The organism is Caldivirga sp. MU80, assembly GCF_001663375.1.
Taxonomy (GTDB): domain Archaea; phylum Thermoproteota; class Thermoprotei; order Thermoproteales; family Thermocladiaceae; genus Caldivirga.
Window position 1 is genome coordinate 16049 of the sequence record NZ_LCTF01000027.1, and the last position, 19642, is coordinate 35690.

The 19642-nt window shown below is 50.0% G+C and carries 20 protein-coding genes and 2 tRNA genes; 15 read left to right on the forward strand and 7 right to left on the reverse strand.

Annotated elements, in window-relative coordinates; translation table 11 throughout:
- Positions 1-36: 36 nt before the first annotated feature.
- From AAX04_RS08355 to AAX04_RS08410, 13 genes are all read left to right on the forward strand, one after another.
- Positions 37-156 (forward strand) — tRNA-Ser (locus AAX04_RS08355).
- Between the two features lie 51 nt (positions 157-207).
- Positions 208-1224, forward strand: a complete 1017-nt coding sequence (locus AAX04_RS08360; protein WP_066796792.1) for a TrkA family potassium uptake protein — start codon at positions 208-210, stop codon at positions 1222-1224.
- A gap of 70 nt (positions 1225-1294) precedes the next feature.
- Positions 1295-1371 (forward strand) — tRNA-Phe (locus tag AAX04_RS08365).
- A gap of 775 nt (positions 1372-2146) precedes the next feature.
- A complete protein-coding gene (locus AAX04_RS08370) occupies positions 2147-3832 on the forward strand; it encodes a M48 family metalloprotease (RefSeq protein WP_066796795.1) in 1686 nt (561 codons plus the stop codon).
- A gap of 22 nt (positions 3833-3854) precedes the next feature.
- Positions 3855-3986, forward strand: coding sequence for a hypothetical protein (locus AAX04_RS12485; protein ID WP_255363567.1), 132 nt, complete (start codon positions 3855-3857; stop codon positions 3984-3986).
- Between the two features lie 458 nt (positions 3987-4444).
- Entirely contained in the window at positions 4445-5722 is a 1278-nt protein-coding gene (locus tag AAX04_RS08375) for an FAD-dependent oxidoreductase (protein ID WP_066796798.1), read from the forward strand.
- Positions 5719-6015, forward strand: a complete 297-nt coding sequence (locus tag AAX04_RS08380) for a ferredoxin family protein (protein WP_084761292.1) — start codon at positions 5719-5721, stop codon at positions 6013-6015. Before AAX04_RS08375 ends, AAX04_RS08380 begins: the two co-directional genes overlap by 4 nt.
- 6 nt (positions 6016-6021) lie before the next feature.
- Positions 6022-6894, forward strand: a complete 873-nt coding sequence (locus tag AAX04_RS08385; protein WP_066796802.1) for an electron transfer flavoprotein subunit beta/FixA family protein — start codon at positions 6022-6024, stop codon at positions 6892-6894.
- Positions 6891-7949, forward strand: a complete 1059-nt coding sequence (locus AAX04_RS08390; protein WP_066796803.1) for an electron transfer flavoprotein subunit alpha/FixB family protein — start codon at positions 6891-6893, stop codon at positions 7947-7949. Before AAX04_RS08385 ends, AAX04_RS08390 begins: the two co-directional genes overlap by 4 nt.
- A gap of 31 nt (positions 7950-7980) precedes the next feature.
- Positions 7981-8553 (forward strand): ZPR1 zinc finger domain-containing protein, encoded by a 573-nt coding sequence (locus AAX04_RS08395; RefSeq protein WP_066796806.1) that lies wholly within the window; start codon positions 7981-7983, stop codon positions 8551-8553.
- Complete coding sequence (locus AAX04_RS08400) at positions 8546-9412, forward strand: TatD family hydrolase (protein WP_066796809.1); 867 nt, start codon at positions 8546-8548, stop codon at positions 9410-9412. Before AAX04_RS08395 ends, AAX04_RS08400 begins: the two co-directional genes overlap by 8 nt.
- A 125-nt stretch (positions 9413-9537) precedes the next feature.
- On the forward strand, positions 9538-10122 hold the full coding sequence (locus AAX04_RS08405) for a haloacid dehalogenase (RefSeq protein WP_202904434.1): 585 nt from the start codon (positions 9538-9540) through the stop codon (positions 10120-10122).
- 214 nt (positions 10123-10336) lie between these two features.
- Positions 10337-11368 carry a hypothetical protein gene (locus AAX04_RS08410; protein WP_066796812.1) on the forward strand — a complete coding sequence of 344 codons (1032 nt, stop codon included), beginning with the start codon at positions 10337-10339 and terminating at the stop codon, positions 11366-11368.
- 44 nt (positions 11369-11412) lie between these two features.
- On the opposite strand, the gene AAX04_RS08415 is transcribed toward AAX04_RS08410, so the two are convergent.
- The 7 genes from AAX04_RS08415 to prpB form a co-directional block, all read right to left on the reverse strand.
- Positions 11413-11910, reverse strand: a complete 498-nt coding sequence (locus AAX04_RS08415) for a vitamin K epoxide reductase family protein (protein WP_066796815.1) — start codon at positions 11908-11910, stop codon at positions 11413-11415.
- Positions 11911-11974: 64 nt separating this feature from the next.
- On the reverse strand, positions 11975-12337 hold the full coding sequence (gene pth2, locus AAX04_RS08420) for a peptidyl-tRNA hydrolase Pth2 (protein ID WP_084761293.1): 363 nt from the start codon (positions 12335-12337) through the stop codon (positions 11975-11977).
- 52 nt (positions 12338-12389) lie between these two features.
- Positions 12390-13433 (reverse strand): Gfo/Idh/MocA family protein, encoded by a 1044-nt coding sequence (locus tag AAX04_RS08425; protein WP_066796818.1) that lies wholly within the window; start codon positions 13431-13433, stop codon positions 12390-12392.
- Positions 13434-13570: 137 nt separating this feature from the next.
- A complete protein-coding gene (locus tag AAX04_RS08430; RefSeq protein WP_066796821.1) occupies positions 13571-14269 on the reverse strand; it encodes a peroxiredoxin in 699 nt (232 codons plus the stop codon).
- 687 nt (positions 14270-14956) lie between these two features.
- On the reverse strand, positions 14957-15421 hold the full coding sequence (locus AAX04_RS08435) for a DUF1641 domain-containing protein (RefSeq protein ID WP_066796848.1): 465 nt from the start codon (positions 15419-15421) through the stop codon (positions 14957-14959).
- A gap of 10 nt (positions 15422-15431) precedes the next feature.
- Positions 15432-16598: an NAD(P)/FAD-dependent oxidoreductase gene (locus tag AAX04_RS08440; protein ID WP_066796824.1), complete on the reverse strand. Its 1167-nt coding sequence runs from the start codon at positions 16596-16598 to the stop codon at positions 15432-15434.
- Positions 16599-16809: 211 nt separating this feature from the next.
- On the reverse strand, positions 16810-17748 hold the full coding sequence (gene prpB, locus AAX04_RS08445; RefSeq protein WP_084761295.1) for a methylisocitrate lyase: 939 nt from the start codon (positions 17746-17748) through the stop codon (positions 16810-16812).
- Between the two features lie 250 nt (positions 17749-17998).
- Here prpB and AAX04_RS08450 point away from each other — a divergent pair, with 250 nt between their 5' ends.
- A complete protein-coding gene (locus AAX04_RS08450) occupies positions 17999-19231 on the forward strand; it encodes an amidohydrolase family protein (RefSeq protein ID WP_066796828.1) in 1233 nt (410 codons plus the stop codon).
- Between the two features lie 80 nt (positions 19232-19311).
- On the forward strand, positions 19312-19642 hold a 331-nt coding region (locus AAX04_RS08455; RefSeq protein WP_238377843.1), incomplete at its 3' end, for a thiamine pyrophosphate-dependent enzyme.

Below are 19642 nucleotides of genomic sequence, written 5' to 3' on the forward strand. Positions count from 1 at the left end.
GAAACCTTTTAAGTCCCCTCATTAAAGGCTACGTTAGCCGGGGTGGCCGAGCCTGGTTCAAGGCGATCCCCATGGGTTAACCCATGGGGACCTTAATGGGCCTGCTAAGCCCATCCCCGCAAGGGGGCCCGGGTTCAAATCCCGGCCCCGGCGCCATTCATTAGGGCATTGGGTTAGTGTTAAAAGGGGGTCCATTAGACTTCGATCATGATAATACCCCTAGTCTTCACTAGGTGGATTAGGCGAATTCGTAGGGTGCTTAAGAGCCTAATACTATATTCCCTCATAATGTTCTTAGCCATATTATTCATTGGGGCATTAGCCATTTACCTAGTCGAACACCCCTACAACCCAGGTATTAGGAACTATTTCGACGCCGTGTGGTTCATAATGGAGACCATCACAACAGTGGGCTATGGCGATATAGTGCCAGTCACATTTTGGGGTAAGGTGGTGGACATGGTTATAATGCCCCTCGGCATCGCCGTAATAAGCATATTAACCGCCTCCATAGCAGGTGAGTTAACAAACATGGTCATTACGAGGAGCCTTGGTCAACACGTAAGCTCCAGGAGGAACCACATAGTGGTCATTGGGTGTGTTAATAGGGCTTTAAAGGTTATAGAGGAGTTAATGAGGATGATGGAAAGGGAGGGGTTAATGATGGATTTAACCTACCTCCATAACGGGGACAAGCCTACCTCATTACCCAGTGATGTTGAGTTTCTGCGCGGTAACCCATTCAACACTAACGACCTACTTAGGGCTGGTGTAGATAGGGCATCTACAGTGATAATAACACCACTGGGTGAAAACAGCTCATCATCAGACGCAGAGGCGATACTCATAACCATGAGAGTTAAGGAGCTCAATAAAGACGCTTACATAATAACCGAGGTGCTTGACGAGGCTAACAGGGATTACGCATTTAAGGCTGGGGCTAATTCCGTGGTCTCCCTAGGCTCATTCACCACAACAATCATCGCCAGGGAGGCTTTAAGCAGGGGCACCTCATCGGTACTTATGAGGATTATTAATGATGGTAAGGTGAGCTTAGTTAAGGCAGAAGGCTACGTAGGTTTAAGGTTCATTGAGGTGGTTGAGAAGCTTAAGACCACTGAGAATAGGTTAATCATAGGTGTAGTTAGGGGTAGTGACATACTGATTAACCCTAGCAACGACCTAATAATACAACCCGGCGACTTGTTAATCACGGTATCCTAGACCCATTAAGCCTAGGCTTAACTAAGTTAAGGAAAAGCATAAAAAGCCATAAACAGCTTAAGGGGGTGAGGCCCCGGTAGCTCAGCCTGGGAGAGCACCCGGCTGAAGACCGGGGGGTCCCGGGTTCAAGTCCCGGCCGGGGCACCAGTGGCTACTTCAATACGCCCAAACCCTATGGACCTAGTAGTCCCAGTATTCATTAACACAGCCAACCTGAGCAACACCAATAGTTGGGTTAGTTTAAGGCATTGAGAAATCTAGCGCCAGCAACCTCAACGTAAACTGTAGGCGTAGGACAACTCAAGATAGGCTAAATAAAGCATCCCCACCATACAATGTAGAGCATTAATCTATTAGCCACCGATTGTTAGGACCAAATTATAGGGTGTTAGGTAGCATAATCTAAATATTCCTCTACCTAACACCATACACCTCGTAGCTAAGTTAATTTAATGTTAGGTAACATTTTCTTCAGATTCTTCTACCTAACACCAATGTGCAGTACCTAACAATGCACAATTGAACTAACCGATGGTATTAACTCTTTCATTAAACATTACCATGCATTTGTGGATTGATGATGAGCCAAGTGTTAGGTAGATGATGGTGGGTGCACGTTGCACATCAGGGATCTTTATTACTATAAAAGCCCTGGGTGATGTTAGGTGATGCTGCATGGTGTTAGGTAGAGGAATATTTAGATTATGCTACCTAACACCCATAATCGTGGACCAAGAAGATCTCAAAGGGGAATTGAAGGTAATGTTATTGATGTATCGTGAGTTTTAAATGGAATTAATGAATTATGTATTAATGGTTGGTATTTTTAAAATTTAAAGGGAGAGGGATTGCTTAGGAATTTGTGGGGCGTGCGAATGCGTTGCGCCTTACGTTGTTTTTGACATTAGTGTTGTTTGCATGTTTGTCCTTGGTTAGTGTTGCTGGGGTTCATGAGCCTAGGGTTTACATAATGTTTGTGGGTGCTTACCGGGTTAGTGCCGTTGTTGAGGGTTCAGTCCCCAGCTTCATTAACCGCAGTACACTCATTGCAATGCTGGCTCCACTCAACTCAACCTGTAAATACCATGTGCTGTCGGTTAGCCATTTAATTAAAGTCGAGGTTGTCGCCAATTGGAGCCGTGGTTGGTTAGCCCAATGCTCCATAACGCCCCTTGTTCGCTTGCTTGGTGCGCCGAAGTTCGCTGGGTTTACGTCCATCTTTGGTTCCATCTTCGGTTTCATGATCAACGCTGGAGTGTATGCAGAGGTTAACGTGACTGAGGTTAACGGTGGGTATTACCTAGTCTTCAGATTCCTTGGGATTAACTGGGCTTGGTTCACCCTATCCATGTTGGTCCTGGCCATACCCATCCTAACCCAGTTGTTGATTTACAGGCATTTGGCCTCTAGGCAGAGGGGGAGGAGAGATGTGACTTACCTCTACTCAATGGGCCTCTCAGGTCAGTACATACCCAACATAGTCGCCTTTATAGCAGTCATAGTTAGTATGTTTATGTACATGTCCCCCATGCAGTTCCTATTGAAGCCAGTATCATTCAACAACCAACTCGCCAACGCTCTCCTAAGCTTACTCCTACCAATTGCGGCCGTATTGGTGGTATCAGTGTTTATTCAGAGGCATTACGTACGCATGTTGAAGGAGCCCGTTAGGGAGAGGTTGGAAAAGGCCATAAACTTTAAGGCAGCCCAGAGACTGGCCACGGTCATACTTATCCTGATACCCGGGTTCGGCGGAGTCATGGGTTACGTATACTACCTGCTCTTTACGCACTTTAAACTCAGTGGCACGTCAACGCCCATAGTTGCCTTAATAGACCTGGCATGGTCCGCCGCCTTAATTAGTGTAATTCTGGCTGTACCCCAATGGTTAGTAACCAGGGGTGCCGTTGAGGACCCTGGCCTAAGCAGGGTTGCTGGGGATATTTGGGTTAGGATGGGTGGGTTGGGTGAGGCGCCTAGGGTTTACCTGGTGGAGAATGTGGCTGGTTCAAGGTATAACGCAGCGGCCGTGGGGTTGTTTAGGAGGAGGATAATTGTAGCCAAGCAGCTACTGGGCTTATTAAGTGAGGAGGAGCTTAGGAGCGTGTTGATACATGAGGTTAGCCACGTTAAGCATGGCCACCTTGCTAAGTTGCTCATGGTCGTAATACCCCTTTACCTAGCCCTAATAACCACAGCCATGACATCATTCACCAAGTACATGCTTCTCCCTGGGATTGCGGCATTAGGCTCCATACTCGCCCTCACCCCACTTGTCAGGTTTATCCAGAGGAGACTTGAGACCCAGGCCGACATCGACGCCGTTAAGGTTGGCTTCAACCCAAGGGCCTACATAGCAGCAATGGGTAAGATAACTAGGGAGTCCCTAATGCCACTAACCTTAACGAGACTCGATAGGCCCCTCCTAACCCACCCAGAGCCGTCTCTCCGGAGGCGGCGGGTTTTAGCGGTTTTCCCACCGTCTCCTTCTCGACGGTCTCCCTGGGCCCCCTCACCGCAGCGACTCCCCACCTGTCGCCAGGGGTTCCTTGCCTCTACGGGTCTCGGAAACCCAGGGGTACGGTTAGGGGTGTTGGAGATGGGTTAATAACCCCATTGCTTTATCACCAATGGTAACAAACCCTACGAATAATCATGAAAAACCGAAACTGCCCCTAAGGAGGGTGCTTAGGGTTGCCAGGGAGTTCAACATACCCATTGACGAAGCCCTAAAGCTACTCAAGGGTGAGGCTAACCCTTAGGTGACATAATGGTTGAGTCTCGCTCCTTCTAGGGGTGGTGTTGTTTCTTGGTTGGTTTAAAGTTTTAACCTACCTATTGTCCAGTATTTTTGCTTCTGGTTATGTTTTAATTCCCCCTTTGCCTAGCTTATCCTAGTGCTTGGGGTGGTGCCCCCAAGAGGGGGTTTGCTTCCCTCCATCAGATGAGCCGGTGGGGCGATACCCCACCATTCATCACCACCCCAAGAACAAAACCACCAACCCCGCAGAGGGAATAACACCCAACCCCCACAATGAAAAAACCCATCCCACTGGAACAGGAAGGGGATCATTAATCTTTGACGTGATGGGTTTCCCAGCGCTAATGATGCCTTGGGATGGGGTAGGTTGTTTCTCTTTGTGTTGGGCGAATTTATATTAGCTAAATGTTAATCTGCCTATAAATAATGCTTATTAATAACTGGTTATGAGGGTTCATTGTGAGTCAAAGGTTTGACGTCATAGTGGTGGGTGGTGGGCCGAGTGGATTGACGGCTGCGCAGAGGTTGGCGTCTAGGGGTTTTAAGGTTCTCGTGGTTGAGAGGGGGCGTAGGCCGGGGAGTAAGAACGTCTATGGTGGTAGGATATACGCCCACGTCCTTGATAGGCTCTACCCCGAGTACGTTAAGGAGGCCCCCGTGGAGCGTTGGGTTAGGAAGGAGCGCCTAACAATGTTAACCAAGGACAGCGGCGTCACAGTGGAGTTTGAGATTAAGTCTGTCGAACACAAGTCCTTCACGGCGTACTTAACGAACTTCACGGAGTGGCTCTCCAGGAAGGCTGAGGCGGCTGGGGCTTTAATAGTCACAGAAACCCCCGTGGACAGCCTGGTGATTAGGGATGGTAGGGTGGTTGGGGTTAGGTCAGGGGCCGACGAGGTCTACGGCGACGTAGTCATAGTGGCCGAGGGCATTAATAGGCTTGTGCTTGAGTCAAGTGGCCTAACGCCCAAGCTGCAGCCAAGCGTAGTGGGGCTTGGGGTTAAGGAGGTTATTAAACTGGGTAGGAGTGAGATTAACGAGAGGTTCAACCTCGATGATGACGAAGGCCTAGCCTGGGCCCTGGCCGGGTACCCAACCCACTACGTGCCGGGCGGCGCATTCATATACACTAATAAGGATGCAATCACCCTAGGCATAGTGGTTTACCTTGAACATGGGGCCAAGCTCGATGCACCAGTTCATGAACTGATTGAGGAGTTTAGGCTACACCCATTCATAAGCAGGCTGCTTAAGGGTGGGCAGTTACTAGAGTACTCAGCCCACCTAACCCCAATAGCTGGACTTGGGGCAATGCCAGATAGGCTTTACGGTAACGGCTACCTGGTGGTTGGTGATGCAGCCGGCTTCCTACTCCACCTAGGCATCCTGATAAGGGGGGTTGACTTCGCCATGGAGAGTGGTAACCTGGCCGCCGAGGCCGTTGTTAAGGCTCACGATGAGGGTAAGTACGATGAGGAGGCTTTATCAGTCTACTGGAGGCTGCTCAACGAGAGCTTCATACTAAGGGAGTTCAGGGCCTTTAGGAACGCCCACAAGGTCTTAAATAACCCTAGGCTGTACAGTGACTACGTGATGCTGATGAACTCATTCATGGCCAGGTACTTCGACGTTGACGGGACGCCTAGGAGGATTTGGGACACCTTCATGAGTAGTAAGGGTAAGTTAACCCTAACCGACATGGCTAAGGATGCCTTAAGCCTGGTGATGAACCTATGAGCATGGACAACAGGAAGATCCCCATTGAGGAGAGGCTTAACTCAAACGCCTGGGACGTTAGCCAAAGGCCCCACATCAGGATAATCGACCCTGATAAGTGCCGTAAGTGCGATACCAAACCCTGCACCTTCCTATGCCCAGCCAGGTGCTACATACTATCCCAGGACGGTACGGTGCTCTTCTCCCACGAGGGCTGCCTGGAGTGCGGCACATGCAGGGTAGTGTGCCCAAACAACGCCATTGAGTGGACCTACCCGAGGAGTGGTTACGGTGTCCAGTATAGGTTTGGGTGATGGGTCATGGGCGCCACCGTTATAAGTCAAGTAACCCCAACCCAGAGTGTGGGGAAGGGGGAGGGATTAACCATAATAGTCCCCGTTAAGGCAGCGGTGCCTAACATAACCGCCGTTAGGCTGGACCCAGTAACCCACAACCTCGTTAGAGAGGGTGTGCCGCTGATGCTTAACCCATATGACAGGAACGCCCTTGAATTCGCCCTAAGGCTTAAGGACAGGTACGGTGGTAGGGTCATAACCCTATCCATGGCCCCACCCAGCGGTAAGGACTTCCTCGAATCCACCATAGGTATGGGGGCTGATGAGGCCTACCTAATAACGGACAGGGTCTTCGCAGGTGCAGATACCCTAGCCACCTCATATACCGTGGCCATGACGATAAGGAAGCTTTTCCCTGAATTCAACCTGGTGGTCATGGGTGAGGAGACCACGGACTCCACCACAGCTCACATGCCAGCCCAGGTGGCGTCGTGGCTAGGCTTACCTTACCTATACTACGTGGTTGATGGTGAGGTTAACCTTAAGGAGGGGACGGTCAGGTTGACCAGGTACCTTGAGGATGAGGGCGTCTTCGAGGAGTATGAGTTCCAAATGCCGGTCATAGTTAGCGTTTACAAGGACAGTAACCCACCGAGGGAGATAAGCCTAAGCCGCAAGATACAGGCCAGGTTAGGCAACCTGGTTAAGTCAGTAACCAACAATGAGCTTAAGCTTGACCAGTACTGCGTTGGTTTGAGGGGTTCACCGACGATAGTGGCTAAGATTGAGGACGCCAAGCCAATACCCAGGAAGAAGCAGGTATTCAAAGGTGACCCGAAGGAGGCCGCCAAGTGGCTCATTGACAACCTAACCAAGGAGGGGGTGATTAAGTCATGAGTACCTCCAGGATATGCCCAGAGTGGCCGCAGGTAGATAAGAATGAGTATAGGGGTATTTGGGTTTACGTTGAGCACCAAAACGGTGTCATTAAGGATGGTAGCCTCCAGTTGATTGGTAAGGCTAGGGAGCTGGCCAGTAAGGTTAACGTGGGCGTCACGGCCGTCATGGTTGGCCATAAGTTAGGTGACTTGGTTAAGGAGCCCATTTACTATGGGGCTGATAGGGTGGTTTACGTTGATGACGAGGCCTTAGCCGTCTACATGCCCCACGTCTACGCCTCAGTCATAGTTAACCTTGTCAATAAGTATAAGCCTGAGGTAGTCCTCTTCGCAGCCACTAAGAGGGGTAGGGAACTGGCCCCATACGTAGCCAACACCCTCAGGACCGGTATAACGGCAGACTGCACGGACCTAGACATTGACGTTAAGACGAGGGATCTGGATCAGGTTAGGCCAACCTACGGTGGCAACATACTGGCTCACATTAGGACACCCACCAGGAGGCCTCAACTAGCCAGCGTCAGGCCCAACGTATTCCCAACGCCACCAAGGGACACCAGCCGTAAGGGTGAGGTGATTAGGGAGGTTATTAACAATTTACCTAAGCCCAACGGTTCACTGATAAGCATCAAACCGGTCACCAAGGGTGATAGTGACCTACCCCCAGTGGAGAAGGCTGACATAGTGGTGGCTGCAGGTAGGGGTGTGGGTGGGCCTGAGGGGGTTAAGCTACTGGTGGAGTTGGCTAAGGCCATTGGTGGGACTGTTGGTGGGACTAAGAAGGTTACTGATGCGGGTTGGCTACCCGTTGATAGGCAGATTGGGCAGACAGGTAAGACCGTTAGGCCAACGCTCTACATAGGCGTTGGTGTTAGTGGTGCCATACAGCACATCTTCGGCATGAAGGAGTCGAAGATCATAGTAGCCATTAACAGCGACCCCAATGCACCAATATTCGAGTACGCCGATTACGGTATAGTGGGTGACTATAGGCAGGTGATTCAGGCTTTACTGGAGTTGCTTAACCAGAGGAGGGCTGGTAAGGGATCCTAAGGTTTATTTACCAAGCCAAATCAACCTCCCCATGGAGGACATTAGTAGTTATGCGGAGGAGCTTTACGAGGTGACTGATGAGTGCCCAGTTTGCAGAAACAGGACCCTTAGCATTAGGGGCGTTGTGTATAACGTGCCTTACTTCGGTAGGGTCCTCCTCGAGACCATGAACTGCTCCACCTGCGGCTTCAGGTACATGAACATAACTTACCTCGACAGTAAGGGGCCCGTTAGGTTAACCTACAGGGTGACTGATAGGGTTGACGTCGAGAGGACCTGGATCATAAGGTCCGCTGAGGCTAGGCTGTACTCACCGGACTTGGGCTTCACCCTAGCCCCCGGTTCAGCGGGTGAGGCCCTAATAACCCCCCTTGAGGGCTTAATGTACAGGGTCATTTACTACGCAGAGGCCATGAGGGGGCTTGAGGGTGAGGCTGAGGAGAGGAGGCTAAGGTTCATTAGGGAGGCCACAGAGGCGCTTAACGGTTTAAGGGGCTTCACCCTCGTCATAGAGGACCCCACTGGGAACAGCATAATAAGGCCACCACCTGGTAGGGAGGATAGGCTTAAGGAGGAGAGGCTTGAGGTAACCCAGGATGGGTAGGACCCCACCGGTAGCCGACAACCACGGCCATGTCAACCCAGTTAAGGGTCTTGGACCCAGGGAGGTGGCTAGGAGGTTTAGGAGGACGGGCGGCTGGTTCATGGGCGTCGTGGCCCTCTTAACCTGGGACCTGGATTTAAGGCCAGGCGACTTGAACGACGTTGATAGGCTATATAGGTTAACCATAGAGTCCGCCAGGGTCATTCAAGGTGAGGGGGTTAGGTCAGTGGCCATAATAGGCCTACACCCAGCCGAGTGCGTTAGGTTAATTGAGACTGGTTGGGGCTTAGACAAGGTTAGGGGCTACATGGTTAAGGCGATTGACCTAGCGGCCCAGTACATTAAGAGGGGTGAGGCAGTTGGCATTGGTGAGGTTGGTAGGCCGCATTGGGATGTGGGTAGCGATGTGGTTAAGCTGTGCAATGAGGTTATTGAGTACGCCTTAACCGTCGCCAAGGATCTGGGGGCCGTGGTTCACCTACACCTGGAGAGGGCCGGTGAGGCCACGGTTAAGTCCATTGTTGATATTGTTAATAAAGTTGGCGTTAGGGATAGGGGTAAGGTAATCCTCCACCATGCCTCACCAGGCATGGTTAAGCCTGGGGTTGAGAATGGGCTAACACCCTCAGTGCCGATAGGTAGGCATGGGGAATTTGAGGAGGCGATTAGGCAGAGTAGGTTAATCGTGGTGGAGAGCGACTACATAGATGACCCGAGGAGGCCAGGGGCCGTGATACCTCCATGGAGGATACTGAGTAGGGTTAACCAACTCCTCCAATTAGGTGTCGTTAATGAGGATGACATAACTAGCATCATGGTTGACAGGATTGAGGAGCTTTACGGGGTTAAGTACAGTTAAGCCGCATCCTAAGGGAAGGTACTCTAAAGTTTAAAGTTGAGGATGATGAATGCTTATGCTGGCTAAACCCTTAGGAGGGGCGTAGAAGAGTATTAAAGCACCCAAACTGGTGGGTTGGCTTAATTATGTTGCCCAATAGGGATGAGATTAAGGCTAAGTTGAGGGAATACGAGGATGCCAGGGACAGGATAATCAACACTGGGATTAGGTTGAATAGGCTATCTAAGTCAACCATATACTCGGTTATTAGGGGTGACTGGGATTCAGCGGACAGGTACCTAGAGGATATGAGGAGGGAGCTCCAGGACTTAATGAACCTGGTTAGGCAGTACCCATTCTACTACGATAAGGCTGCCGTTAGCCTGCAGGAGTACGCAGAGGCCTACATAATGTACGTTTACAATAGGGATGGTAGAATACCAACGCTAAGCGAGGTTGGGGTTGATGAAGTAGCCTACCTAAACGGGTTAATGGAGTTCACGGGGGAGTTGTCCAGGAAGGCCACTGAGGAGTTGATTAAGGATAACCTGGATTACGCTTTAAAGGCTAAGGAGGTTATGGAGGAGATTTACCTAGACATGCTCTACATGGAGTTCAAGGACTTTGAAATGAGGAAGAAGGTTGACTACGTGGCTAACAACATAAATTGGCTGAATGAGAAGATATTCTACAAGACCCTCAACAGGAAGGTTCCTTTAAGCCCCAGTTAAACTGGGCAATACTGCTTAAAAGACCACCACGCACTGACCCTACTCAGTGATTAGGCTTGCAAGGCCTGACCAGTGATGACCTGGGCTAAGATGACACCTACACTTAAACATATCTCTACAAGATTCTTGACTAAATAAAATTGGCCGTGAAATTAAGTTTAATCGTAATTATCCTCAGATTAAAGCTTTAATAGTGGTGAGGCGCATTATGTGCATGGCCAGTGGGTTCCTTAGGCCATCTCCAGCCATAGAGGGTGGTGTGGATTCCCTCTTCCACTGCTGGAGGAGGATCCCATCGACGAGGGTCGGCCTTGAAGAGGAGTTTCAGCCATGTAGGGCCAGTGAGTACTGGCGAGTGAACTACGACGAGGCCAGGTACACGGACTTCTCCGAATCCGTCTACCTCAAACCCAGGGGGTTGATCACCGTATCGTTGAGATCCAGGTCAACGTTTACCTACGGCAACTTCGCCTTAATGGCTAAGCTTCCCAGGGTTGAGGGTGGGCCAATACTGTGGTTCGGCTTTGAGCACGACGACCTATTCGCAGGTGGTGTGGTGCACTTCAGCTGGTTCTCAGGTAGGGGCAGCCTATACGCCAACATTGGTGGGGCATCTAAGGTGGTTTCAATGGACCTAACCAAGTTCCTACCCAAGGACGCCTCTGATAGGTACCACTGGTACAGTATAGTTTATAGGAGGGGGGTAGCCATGTGGTTCATTGATAATAGGCTGAGGGCCATTGCCTCAGTGGCGTCAGGTGAGGTTAAGGATGGGGGCGTAGTTTACGATGAATCACCCTACGTGGCAGCCTGGACAACGGACGCACCATCAGCGCAACTGGCGGTCCTCATCGACATTGATGGGGCCCCCGATGTCGAGTTCAGGTGGGTTGGGTTAAACCCATGGGGCCTAAGGGTTTCAAACGGCGACCCAGAGGTGCCGGTCAAGGTTAAGCTGTATAGGGCTGGTTCTGAGGCTACTTGGGCTGGTTCAGTGGTTAAGCCTGGGGATGAATTTTACTCACAACCATTACCTGGCATGGGTAGGAAGACACTGCTACTAAATGCACCAGGGGGTGAGTTGACCGTGGAGTACTTCGCTGATGGTGAGTGGGGTGAGGCTAGGGGCATCCAGGTCAGCGGCACCGTAGCCATGGGCATCATTGAGGATGCCCCATTAATTAGGTTTAGGTATAGGGCTAGGGAGCAGGGCTCCGTAAGGGTTGCCTCAATGACCCTAACCTAACCTTAACCGTTATTCAACGGGTCAATCGGACAAATGTTAAAAGCTTAGGAAAGGAGTGCCTTGGCCTTAACTCTATGGTTGACGTATGCGTAAACCGTTATGACGATGAAGTCCGCTATAATCATTGAGTGCATTATGGTGCAGTATAGGCATAGGGCGTGTAGTATGGCGAACTCCACGTAGAGGAGGTAGGGTATTATAGCTAGCCCAAGAAACCTCCAGTACATTAAAGCCCTCAGTATTTTACCAGCAGCCGGCTCAGCCACCTTATCATAGGCCATGGCCATGGCTATGTTAGCTACGAACCAGAACACCGCCAAGACGTCAAGGGGTACATCGGCTAATTCGGCGTATGGGCTTGAGAGAACCTTAATGCAGTTAATCGTGACACCTGGGAATGGTGACTGGGAGCCTCCCACAGTGCATAGTGGTGGGGCGTTGTGGAGGTAGTAGTACGTGTAGAGGACCACTGCCGAGGAGAATATGCCCACCACCGAGAAGGCTACGAATAAGGTTAGCCACTTGAGGCTTAGCCTACCCATAGCTTAACCTGGGGTTAAAGGGTTAAATACTTTCTTCCAACGCTAACCCCAGAGAGGAGTGAGGCTAGTCCTTAAGCAGCGGTAGGCTACCGGTCACCTTATTCACAAGTTCCTCCGGCCCAGGCCCAATGGCCAGCGCTGTCACAGTGCCTGGCGGTAGCTCCGTTAACCCAGCGTCCTCAATCAACGCCGTGGGTAGGCCAAGGGCCTCCGCCTTAGCCTTAAGCCTGACCAAGTCATCAACCCCATTAACCACGAGCACAATCTTCTTCTGGCCGCTTGAAACCCAGGCATTAACCCAATCACCCCTACTCCTCAAGGCCTCCAGTACAGCCGTCACTGAGGCGTGGGCCACCTGGACGGCTAACTTACCCCTGCTCATGGGTAAGTCACGCCTGACAACTATCGACTGCTTAAACCCACCCACCGGGGGTTGGGTGGGGCTTGGGTTTTAAACCGAACCCACCTTTGCGTCAACGCTACTCGGCTAGGGGTTCCCACTTCTTGCTTGTGAAGGACCTGTAGGCGGCATCAATAATTCTGTTAACCTCGACACCGTCGTTGAAGTTTTCCCTAGGCATTTCACCCCTCTCGAAGGAGGTTATGAAGTGCCTAAGCTCGTTGAGGTAGCCGTAGAGTTCGAACTCCCTCCAAATTGGGTATAGCCAACCCTTAGCAACCTCAGCCTTCTCAACAACGTACCCAACCCTCTCCTCCGGGGCCGTGGTGAAGACCCTTATCCCAGTCTCCCTAGTCACGTCGATGAATATAGCCCCCTCACTACCGTAAATCTCGTACCTCAGGTCCAACCCACCGTGGGCTGCCCAACTATTCTCAGCCTGCCCCAACTCACCCCCACTATACCTAACCAGGACTATGCTGTTATCCTCAGCCTTAGTCCTATCCCTATGGACAAGTAGGTCACCCCAACCCAACACCTCAACGGCCCTACCCCCAATTATCTTCCTGGTTACCTCAATTGAGTGACACCCCATGTCCAGTAGGCTACCGCCACCGGAAAGGCTCTTATCCCAGAACCATGGGCTGTGGGGGCCGAAGTGGGCCTCCCTACTCCTAACCCAAAACACCTTACCAATGGCCCCACCCTTAACCATCTCCATGACCCTCTCTATCTGAGGTATGAAGACCTGGTTCTCGGCGTAGGCGTGTAGTACCCCATTCCTGTTGACGGCGTTAAGCATCTCCCTAGCCTCACTGAGGTTCCTACCCAGCGGCTTCTCGATGATTATGTTCTTCTTGTTCTCGGCGCAGACTTGAACCGCCTTAAGGTGGAGGAAGTTGGGTAGGACTATGTCAACTGCGTCAACCTCCTTATCGCTGCAAAGCTTCTCAATGAAATCTTCACCCGTGTAATACTTGCCGACACCCCACCTCCTTGCGAACTCAGCGGCCCTACTCCTCGACGCCACGGCCACAACCTTGGCATTGGGTATCTCGGCGTATGACTGCATGTGGAACTCTGCGGCGAAGCCTGAACCCAGTAACCCAACCCTAACAACCATAGCCACTCGTCTAGTGCATACTTATAAGCATTATGCGCAGTAATTGTGCTATATGCTTAAAGGCAATTATGAGGTGGAATGTTTAAACAGGTAATAAGGTGTATTTTTAAACCATGATTGACTTAACGCCTTAGCATCTACTCAATCCTAATCCTAATAACCCTCTTAGACTCCTCAACCTCCTCCTTGGGTAACTCCCTGTACGTGAGCCACCAGGCGTAGCCCTTAAACTGCTGGAGTCTCTTAGGCGCCTCCTCAACGTTGTGTGGCGGTGGGTTGAGCACATTGTCGCCTATTAACTCGTTGTAGGGCCAGTTAGCCGGCATAACGGCGCCGTACTTGTCTATGAGTTGAAGTGCCTTAACGGCCCTAAGTATCTCGGGTATGTTCCTACCCAGCTCAAGTGGGTAGTACATTATTAACCTAACCGTGGCCTTGTCATCAACTATGAAGACCGCCCTAACTGTTGAGGTGCTTGACTCGGCGTGGATCATGCCAAGCCTCCTAGCCACCGTGCCCATTGGATCCGCTATTATTGGGAATGGTATCTTAACACCGAGGGTCTTCTCAATCCAGGTAACCCACTCAATGTGGCTAATGTCAGTATCCACGGAGAGCCCAATTAATTCAGTGTTCAATTTGCGGAAGTCCTCATACCTCTTGGCGAAGGAAACGAACTCAGTTGTGCATACTGGCGTGAAGTCGCCTGGGTGGCTGAACAGTATGAACCACTTACCCCTATAGTAGTCAGGCAGTTTAATCTTACCATGCGTAGTCGTAACCTCCATTTCAGGGAATTTTTCCCCTATTAGGGGCATCCTGAAACCCTCACTCATACTTACCCTAAACTATCCCTATTTTCTACCAGTTTATAAATTTTTCTAGATAGAACTTTTTTTAGATAGCCTACGCTTCCTCACTCAGAGAACCCCTAATTATACGGACAAAGGAATGTTTCACGTTTCACCATACCAAGTATTACATAATTACTTATCATTAGATGGAAATAATCTTTCTATCAAGGTAAGGAGTCTTGAAACATAATGTGCGAATAAGTTAAGGGAAAACGCAGGAACAGCATGATTAATGATTAACCTAACGTGCACCTGTCTATCAGCAGTAACTGGGCTGTTTCGGTTTTCATAATCATTTGTAGTGCTTATTTTTGTTAATGGTTAATCCCAGTTAAATTTAAATGCCTAACCCCAACACCCTTTATTAGTGACCCTGGGGTCCCGAGATCCGCAGAGGCTGGGAACCCCCGGCGACGGGGTGGGAGCCGCTGCGGTGAGTGGGCTCGGGGAGACCGTCGAGAAGGAGACGGTGGGCTAACGCCTACCGCCTCCAGAGAGACGGTATTGTATCACTGAGTAGCTTATCTGGGCTAGTTTGGTTAAATTTAAGGGTTATTATTGTTGAATGGATGAACCAGCGGACTAGGATAAAGCTAAGACCATTATCTATATTATCAATAAAGATATGTGGTATTTAAATGTTTTCATCATTGTTCTAATGAAAAGGCATCATTTTGACTGAGTGCATTTGCCAAGTACCTTAAGTAGCTGTATGGCTACCCCTAGGCCCCTCTGCACATCATCGTCACCCAGCGCCCTCAATAACCCCATTAACCCCTTGACCGGCTTAGCCTCTGATATTAGGCCAGCGTTCTTGCCCACGCAGCCACCGAGGTCCTGCACCATACCCTTAAGTTTGAGTACGTCCTGGGTGTCCAGCTTATTCATTGCCTGTAGGCTACCGTCAACTAGTATTGAAAGTAATCTAAACACCGCTGGGTCCTGGAATAGGTACTGGATTAGTTCTTCAAACCTGTTCACAATTATCATCAGTGAATCCAATACTCCACTGCGCTTCAACTCAATTAACTGGTCTAAGAGACCCCTTATTTCATCAATATTCTGAGTAAGCATGTTTAGGGTTTCGGCCAGCTTCTCGTCGGGGCTTTTCTCAACCTGCTGTTGTACTGCCATACCCATCACCTCACATGGTTGTCTGTAGCCAGGTCTTGTAGAAGAGGTCCTTTATAAGCTTACCCAGTGGTGATGTTAATATGCTGTAGCAGTTATTAATCCAGAGGGCCTTGTTGTCCTTGAGGTCCAGCTTAATGTCGCAGTTAAACATTAGCCCAAAGTCGCCGTAATCCATGGCGCAGGCCATTGCGGTTATCTGCGCTGGGTCAATGGGTTCCCCAAGGAGCTCACCGGCAACCGCACCCGCACTGGCGAGTGCCGTGAAGTGGACAGGTACACCGGCTGTGGGTAACCCTATGGATGGCATCGAGTGTTCACCGGGCAGGTACACGTCATCGTACTTAATGCTCCTGCCAGTGTAGACGTCAACCACGGTCCACCTGCCGTTCGGTAGGTCAACAGCTAGGGGGGTTCCATCGAAGGGCTTGGGTAACCTGGCTGGTGGTACAACTATCAGCAGGTCATACTTAACCTTATCAGCAGTTATTACGACAACCTTATTCTTATCATCAACCTCAAGGGGCCTGGCATTACCAATGTACCTTATGCCCTTATGGGCGAAGGTCTCCTCAGTTATCTTAACGGCTTCAGGACCCAGTGGTTGTATTGGCCTCTCAAATGGGTGTATCAGCGTTAACTCAACCTTATCCCTAATACCCCTCTTCCTGAAAATGGTGTCCAACTGGCTTACTATCTCAAATGGGTATACCCCGCACCTATAAATGGGCTCCGGGGTGAAGATGACTACACTGCCACCCTTAAAGTTCCTCAAGGCCTCCCTGAGTTTAAGAGCCCCATCCAGTGTGAAGTTGTGATAGCCAACACCGAGGTTATACGACTTAAAATCATGCTCCACGCCTAGGCTGGCTATTAGGTAATCATAGTTGAACTTACCTTGACTAGTCTCAACAACCCTATTGTCAGGGTCAACCTTAGTCACACTAGCCTTAACCACCTTAACACCCCTCTTACTGAGTATAGATAGTGGTAATTGGGCCTGGGCTGGATCCAAATCGCCTAATGCTATGTTGACTAGTAATGGTGGTAAGAGGTAGTAGTCTGTGTCACTTATGAGCGTTATCTCGGCATCAACACGACCCCTTAGCCTTTCTGCAAGTCTCTTGGCAGCAACAACGCCACCCACACCACCCCCAAGAACCAGTATCCTCTTACCCATACACGGCGAGCGATGCTACACCTTTTTAAATATTACCACCATATATTCTCATAATTTTGAAATAAGTATTAATCATAATTAACTTGTTATAGTGTAATATTAAATATTAAGTATTTTATAATAATGAAAAACTATGATTATATAGATGCGAATTATAAATTGCATTTATGCAAATGACTATTTAATGGTTAGGTTGATGCTGTGCCTAACCTCAACCTAGTTTAACCCTTCTACTTAGTATGGCATTGGACTCCTCGGATATCCTCCTATCCCACTCCTCATAGTTATGATACCCTATTAACCGGTAAATATCCTCCCTACTCATCATTTCATTAATCAGATTTACCTGAGTGCCCTCGCTTTTCAACGTTAATAGCACCCTCTTGATGGCACCCATGGCATACCTGAAGGTAGTCACTGGGAATATGACTATCCTGTACCCCATCTCCTCAAACTCCCTGGCCGTTATGTACGGTGTCTTACCGAACTCCGTCATGTTAGCCAGTAGCGGTGCCTTAACCCTCCTGGCGAATTCAGCAAACTCCTCCTTACTGTGCAGGGCCTCTGGGAATACTACATCCGCGCCAGCCTCCACGTAAACCCTAGCCCTCTCCACCGCAGCCTCAAAGCCCTCAACATCCCTGGCATCCGTCCTGGCTATTATGAGGAAGTTCCCATCCCTCCTAGCCTCCACTGCAGCCTTAATCTTCTTAACCATCTCATCAACTGGGACAACTCTCTTACCGGCTAGGTGACCACACTTCTTAGGCATCTCCTGGTCCTCTATGTGAACGGCGGCAACCCCAGCATCCTCAAGCTCCCTAACCATCCTAACCACGTTAAGCGCTTCACCAAAGCCCGTGTCCACGTCAACAATCACAGGTATGCTGACGGCATTGGTGAAGAACCTTATGTAGTAGGCCAGTTCGCTTAGGGTGAATACGCCAAGGTCCGGTAAGCCAAGCATGTTTGAGTAGGCGGCCCCACTGAAGTAAACGGCCTCAAAGCCAAGCTCCTCAGCTAACATGGCCGCGGCCGGTATGAACACGCCTGGGGCAATGACTATGCCACCCTTACCTAGTCTCTCCCTGAACCTAAGCCTAACCTCACTGGGCGTTGGCTTACCCTTATCCAGAAGGATAGTCCTCACGGGTTAGCTGGGGTTTAAGGGGATAAATAGTTTAACTATGTGCCGCTACTTAACCAGTTGACTTACCTGCACCACCCCCTGATCCGCCTCCAGTCCTCTGCCTGGTTTCAATCCTCCTCTGCTCCTCCTCACTGGTAATGAATAGGCTGGTCCTCTGTCTACCACCCATACATCACCCATCAGTCCTCTCTTATTTAAACCTTGAGGTGCATTGTTATTAAGCACGCCCTACTCTGCGTATTGATAATGCATGCTAACCGTGAGGTACTTCAACGGTAATTCATTCACAAGGATTAAGCTGAGTTTAGGTGGGTCGAGGTTCATTGAGTTGCCCGATAACATAATAGCCATCCCAGCCTTCGTGGACCTCCACGTACACCTTAGGGATTGGGGGGAGGACTATAAGGAGGATTTAAACACAGGTTCAAGGGCAGCCCTAGCCGGTGGTGTTACCGCTGTTGGCGACATGCCGAACACCAAGCCACCCATACGCAGCCCCGAGTTAGCCCTTAAGAGGCTTAAGGCCGCTGAAGGGCTTAAGATAACCTACAGGCTTCATGGAGGTGTACCAACCGACCTAAACCTAATGAGCGGCTACGTTAGTATTGGCGTTAGGAGCGTTAAGGTTTACCCAGAGGACTATGGCTTACTGGATGGCGTAGTTAAGGCAGCCGCCGCCAACAACATGACTGTTGTTATCCACTGCGAGGATCCCTCAATGTTCAGGAGCGTTAAGGGCATTGACTCTAGGATGCATAGGGTTAATAGGCCCATTGACGCCGAGTTCTCATGCGCCTTAAGGGCTGTTCAACTAGCCCTGATACACGGGGCAAGAGTCCACTTAACCCACGTAACCGACCCCAGGGTTGTTGACTTAGCTAGGTTGAGCGGTAGGGTTACCGTGGATGTGACAATGCACCACCTCCTCCTTGATGATGAATCCTGTGTGGAGTTGGTTAATGACCCATTCTACTGCAAGGTTAATCCACCCCTCAGGGATAGGTCAACTAGGCTTGAGTTGCTTAAGAGGTTCATAAATGGTTCAGTTGACATGGTGGCCAGTGACCACGCTCCCCACAGCATCAGTGAAAAATTCGGTAGGGATTATGAAAACACTGCCTCAGGCTTCCCTGGGCTTGAGACAACGGGCCTACTGCTACTTGACCTATGGAGGAGGGGGCTTATTGACCTAACGAGGGTTATTGAGGCTTACTCAATTAACCCAGGGAGGATGCTGAGTGTGGGTGGTGAATCTTACCTACTCGTTGATGTAAAGTCAAGCACGGTGATAGAGCCAAACCTCTTCATGAGTAAAGCTAAGCACAGCCCATTCGCTAATTGGGTAACCATGGTTAGGCTGGTGGGTTTAGTTAAAGGCGGTGAACTACTCATGGTTGACTCAGACTACGAGAACATGCTAGGCGGCCTCATAAGCGAAGGCACGGTCATTAAGCGGAGTAAGGCAGCTTCACCTTTAACCTAAGGTTCATTAAACCTCACTATGTGGAGTAGTGTAGCGCGTAAGCATTATTAAGGCTAAGCGCTGGCGATGTTTGACGCAAAATGGCAACGGTTAAAGTCACCCTAAGTCCGCAGCAGTTTAGGAGTAAGGTATGGGTTGATTGGTGTCCTGGTTGTGGTAATTTTGGTATTTTGGCTGCTGAGTCTCAGGCTTTTGCTGAGCTTGGTCTAGACCCTAAGAGGGTTGTAGTCGTTTCCGGTATAGGTTGCTCAGGCAAGATGCCACACTTCCTGAATGTTGAGGGGGTGCATACTCTTCATGGTAGGGCTATTCCTTATGCTATGGGTGTTAAGCTTGCTGATCCTGGTCTTGAGGTTGTTGTTAATGGTGGTGATGGTGACCTGCTCGGCATTGGTGTTGGGCATTTCGTGA

What these genes read in the sequence shown, in the direction of transcription:
- AAX04_RS08360 (WP_066796792.1), top strand. Translation starts at nt 208, where the DNA reads ATGATAATACCCCTAGTCTTCACTAGGTGGATTAGGCGAATTCGTAGG.
- AAX04_RS12485 (WP_255363567.1), top strand. Translation starts at nt 3,855, where the DNA reads ATGGTAACAAACCCTACGAATAATCATGAAAAACCGAAACTGCCCCTA.
- AAX04_RS08380 (WP_084761292.1), top strand. Translation starts at nt 5,719, where the DNA reads ATGAGCATGGACAACAGGAAGATCCCCATTGAGGAGAGGCTTAACTCA.
- AAX04_RS08385 (WP_066796802.1), top strand. Translation starts at nt 6,022, where the DNA reads ATGGGCGCCACCGTTATAAGTCAAGTAACCCCAACCCAGAGTGTGGGG.
- AAX04_RS08390 (WP_066796803.1), top strand. Translation starts at nt 6,891, where the DNA reads ATGAGTACCTCCAGGATATGCCCAGAGTGGCCGCAGGTAGATAAGAAT.
- AAX04_RS08395 (WP_066796806.1), top strand. Translation starts at nt 7,981, where the DNA reads ATGGAGGACATTAGTAGTTATGCGGAGGAGCTTTACGAGGTGACTGAT.
- AAX04_RS08400 (WP_066796809.1), top strand. Translation starts at nt 8,546, where the DNA reads ATGGGTAGGACCCCACCGGTAGCCGACAACCACGGCCATGTCAACCCA.
- AAX04_RS08405 (WP_202904434.1), top strand. Translation starts at nt 9,538, where the DNA reads ATGTTGCCCAATAGGGATGAGATTAAGGCTAAGTTGAGGGAATACGAG.
- AAX04_RS08410 (WP_066796812.1), top strand. Translation starts at nt 10,337, where the DNA reads ATGGCCAGTGGGTTCCTTAGGCCATCTCCAGCCATAGAGGGTGGTGTG.
- AAX04_RS08415 (WP_066796815.1), bottom strand. Translation starts at nt 11,910, where the DNA reads ATGGGTAGGCTAAGCCTCAAGTGGCTAACCTTATTCGTAGCCTTCTCG.
- AAX04_RS08425 (WP_066796818.1), bottom strand. Translation starts at nt 13,433, where the DNA reads ATGGTTGTTAGGGTTGGGTTACTGGGTTCAGGCTTCGCCGCAGAGTTC.
- AAX04_RS08430 (WP_066796821.1), bottom strand. Translation starts at nt 14,269, where the DNA reads ATGAGTGAGGGTTTCAGGATGCCCCTAATAGGGGAAAAATTCCCTGAA.
- AAX04_RS08435 (WP_066796848.1), bottom strand. Translation starts at nt 15,421, where the DNA reads ATGGCAGTACAACAGCAGGTTGAGAAAAGCCCCGACGAGAAGCTGGCC.
- AAX04_RS08440 (WP_066796824.1), bottom strand. Translation starts at nt 16,598, where the DNA reads ATGGGTAAGAGGATACTGGTTCTTGGGGGTGGTGTGGGTGGCGTTGTT.
- AAX04_RS08450 (WP_066796828.1), top strand. Translation starts at nt 17,999, where the DNA reads ATGCTAACCGTGAGGTACTTCAACGGTAATTCATTCACAAGGATTAAG.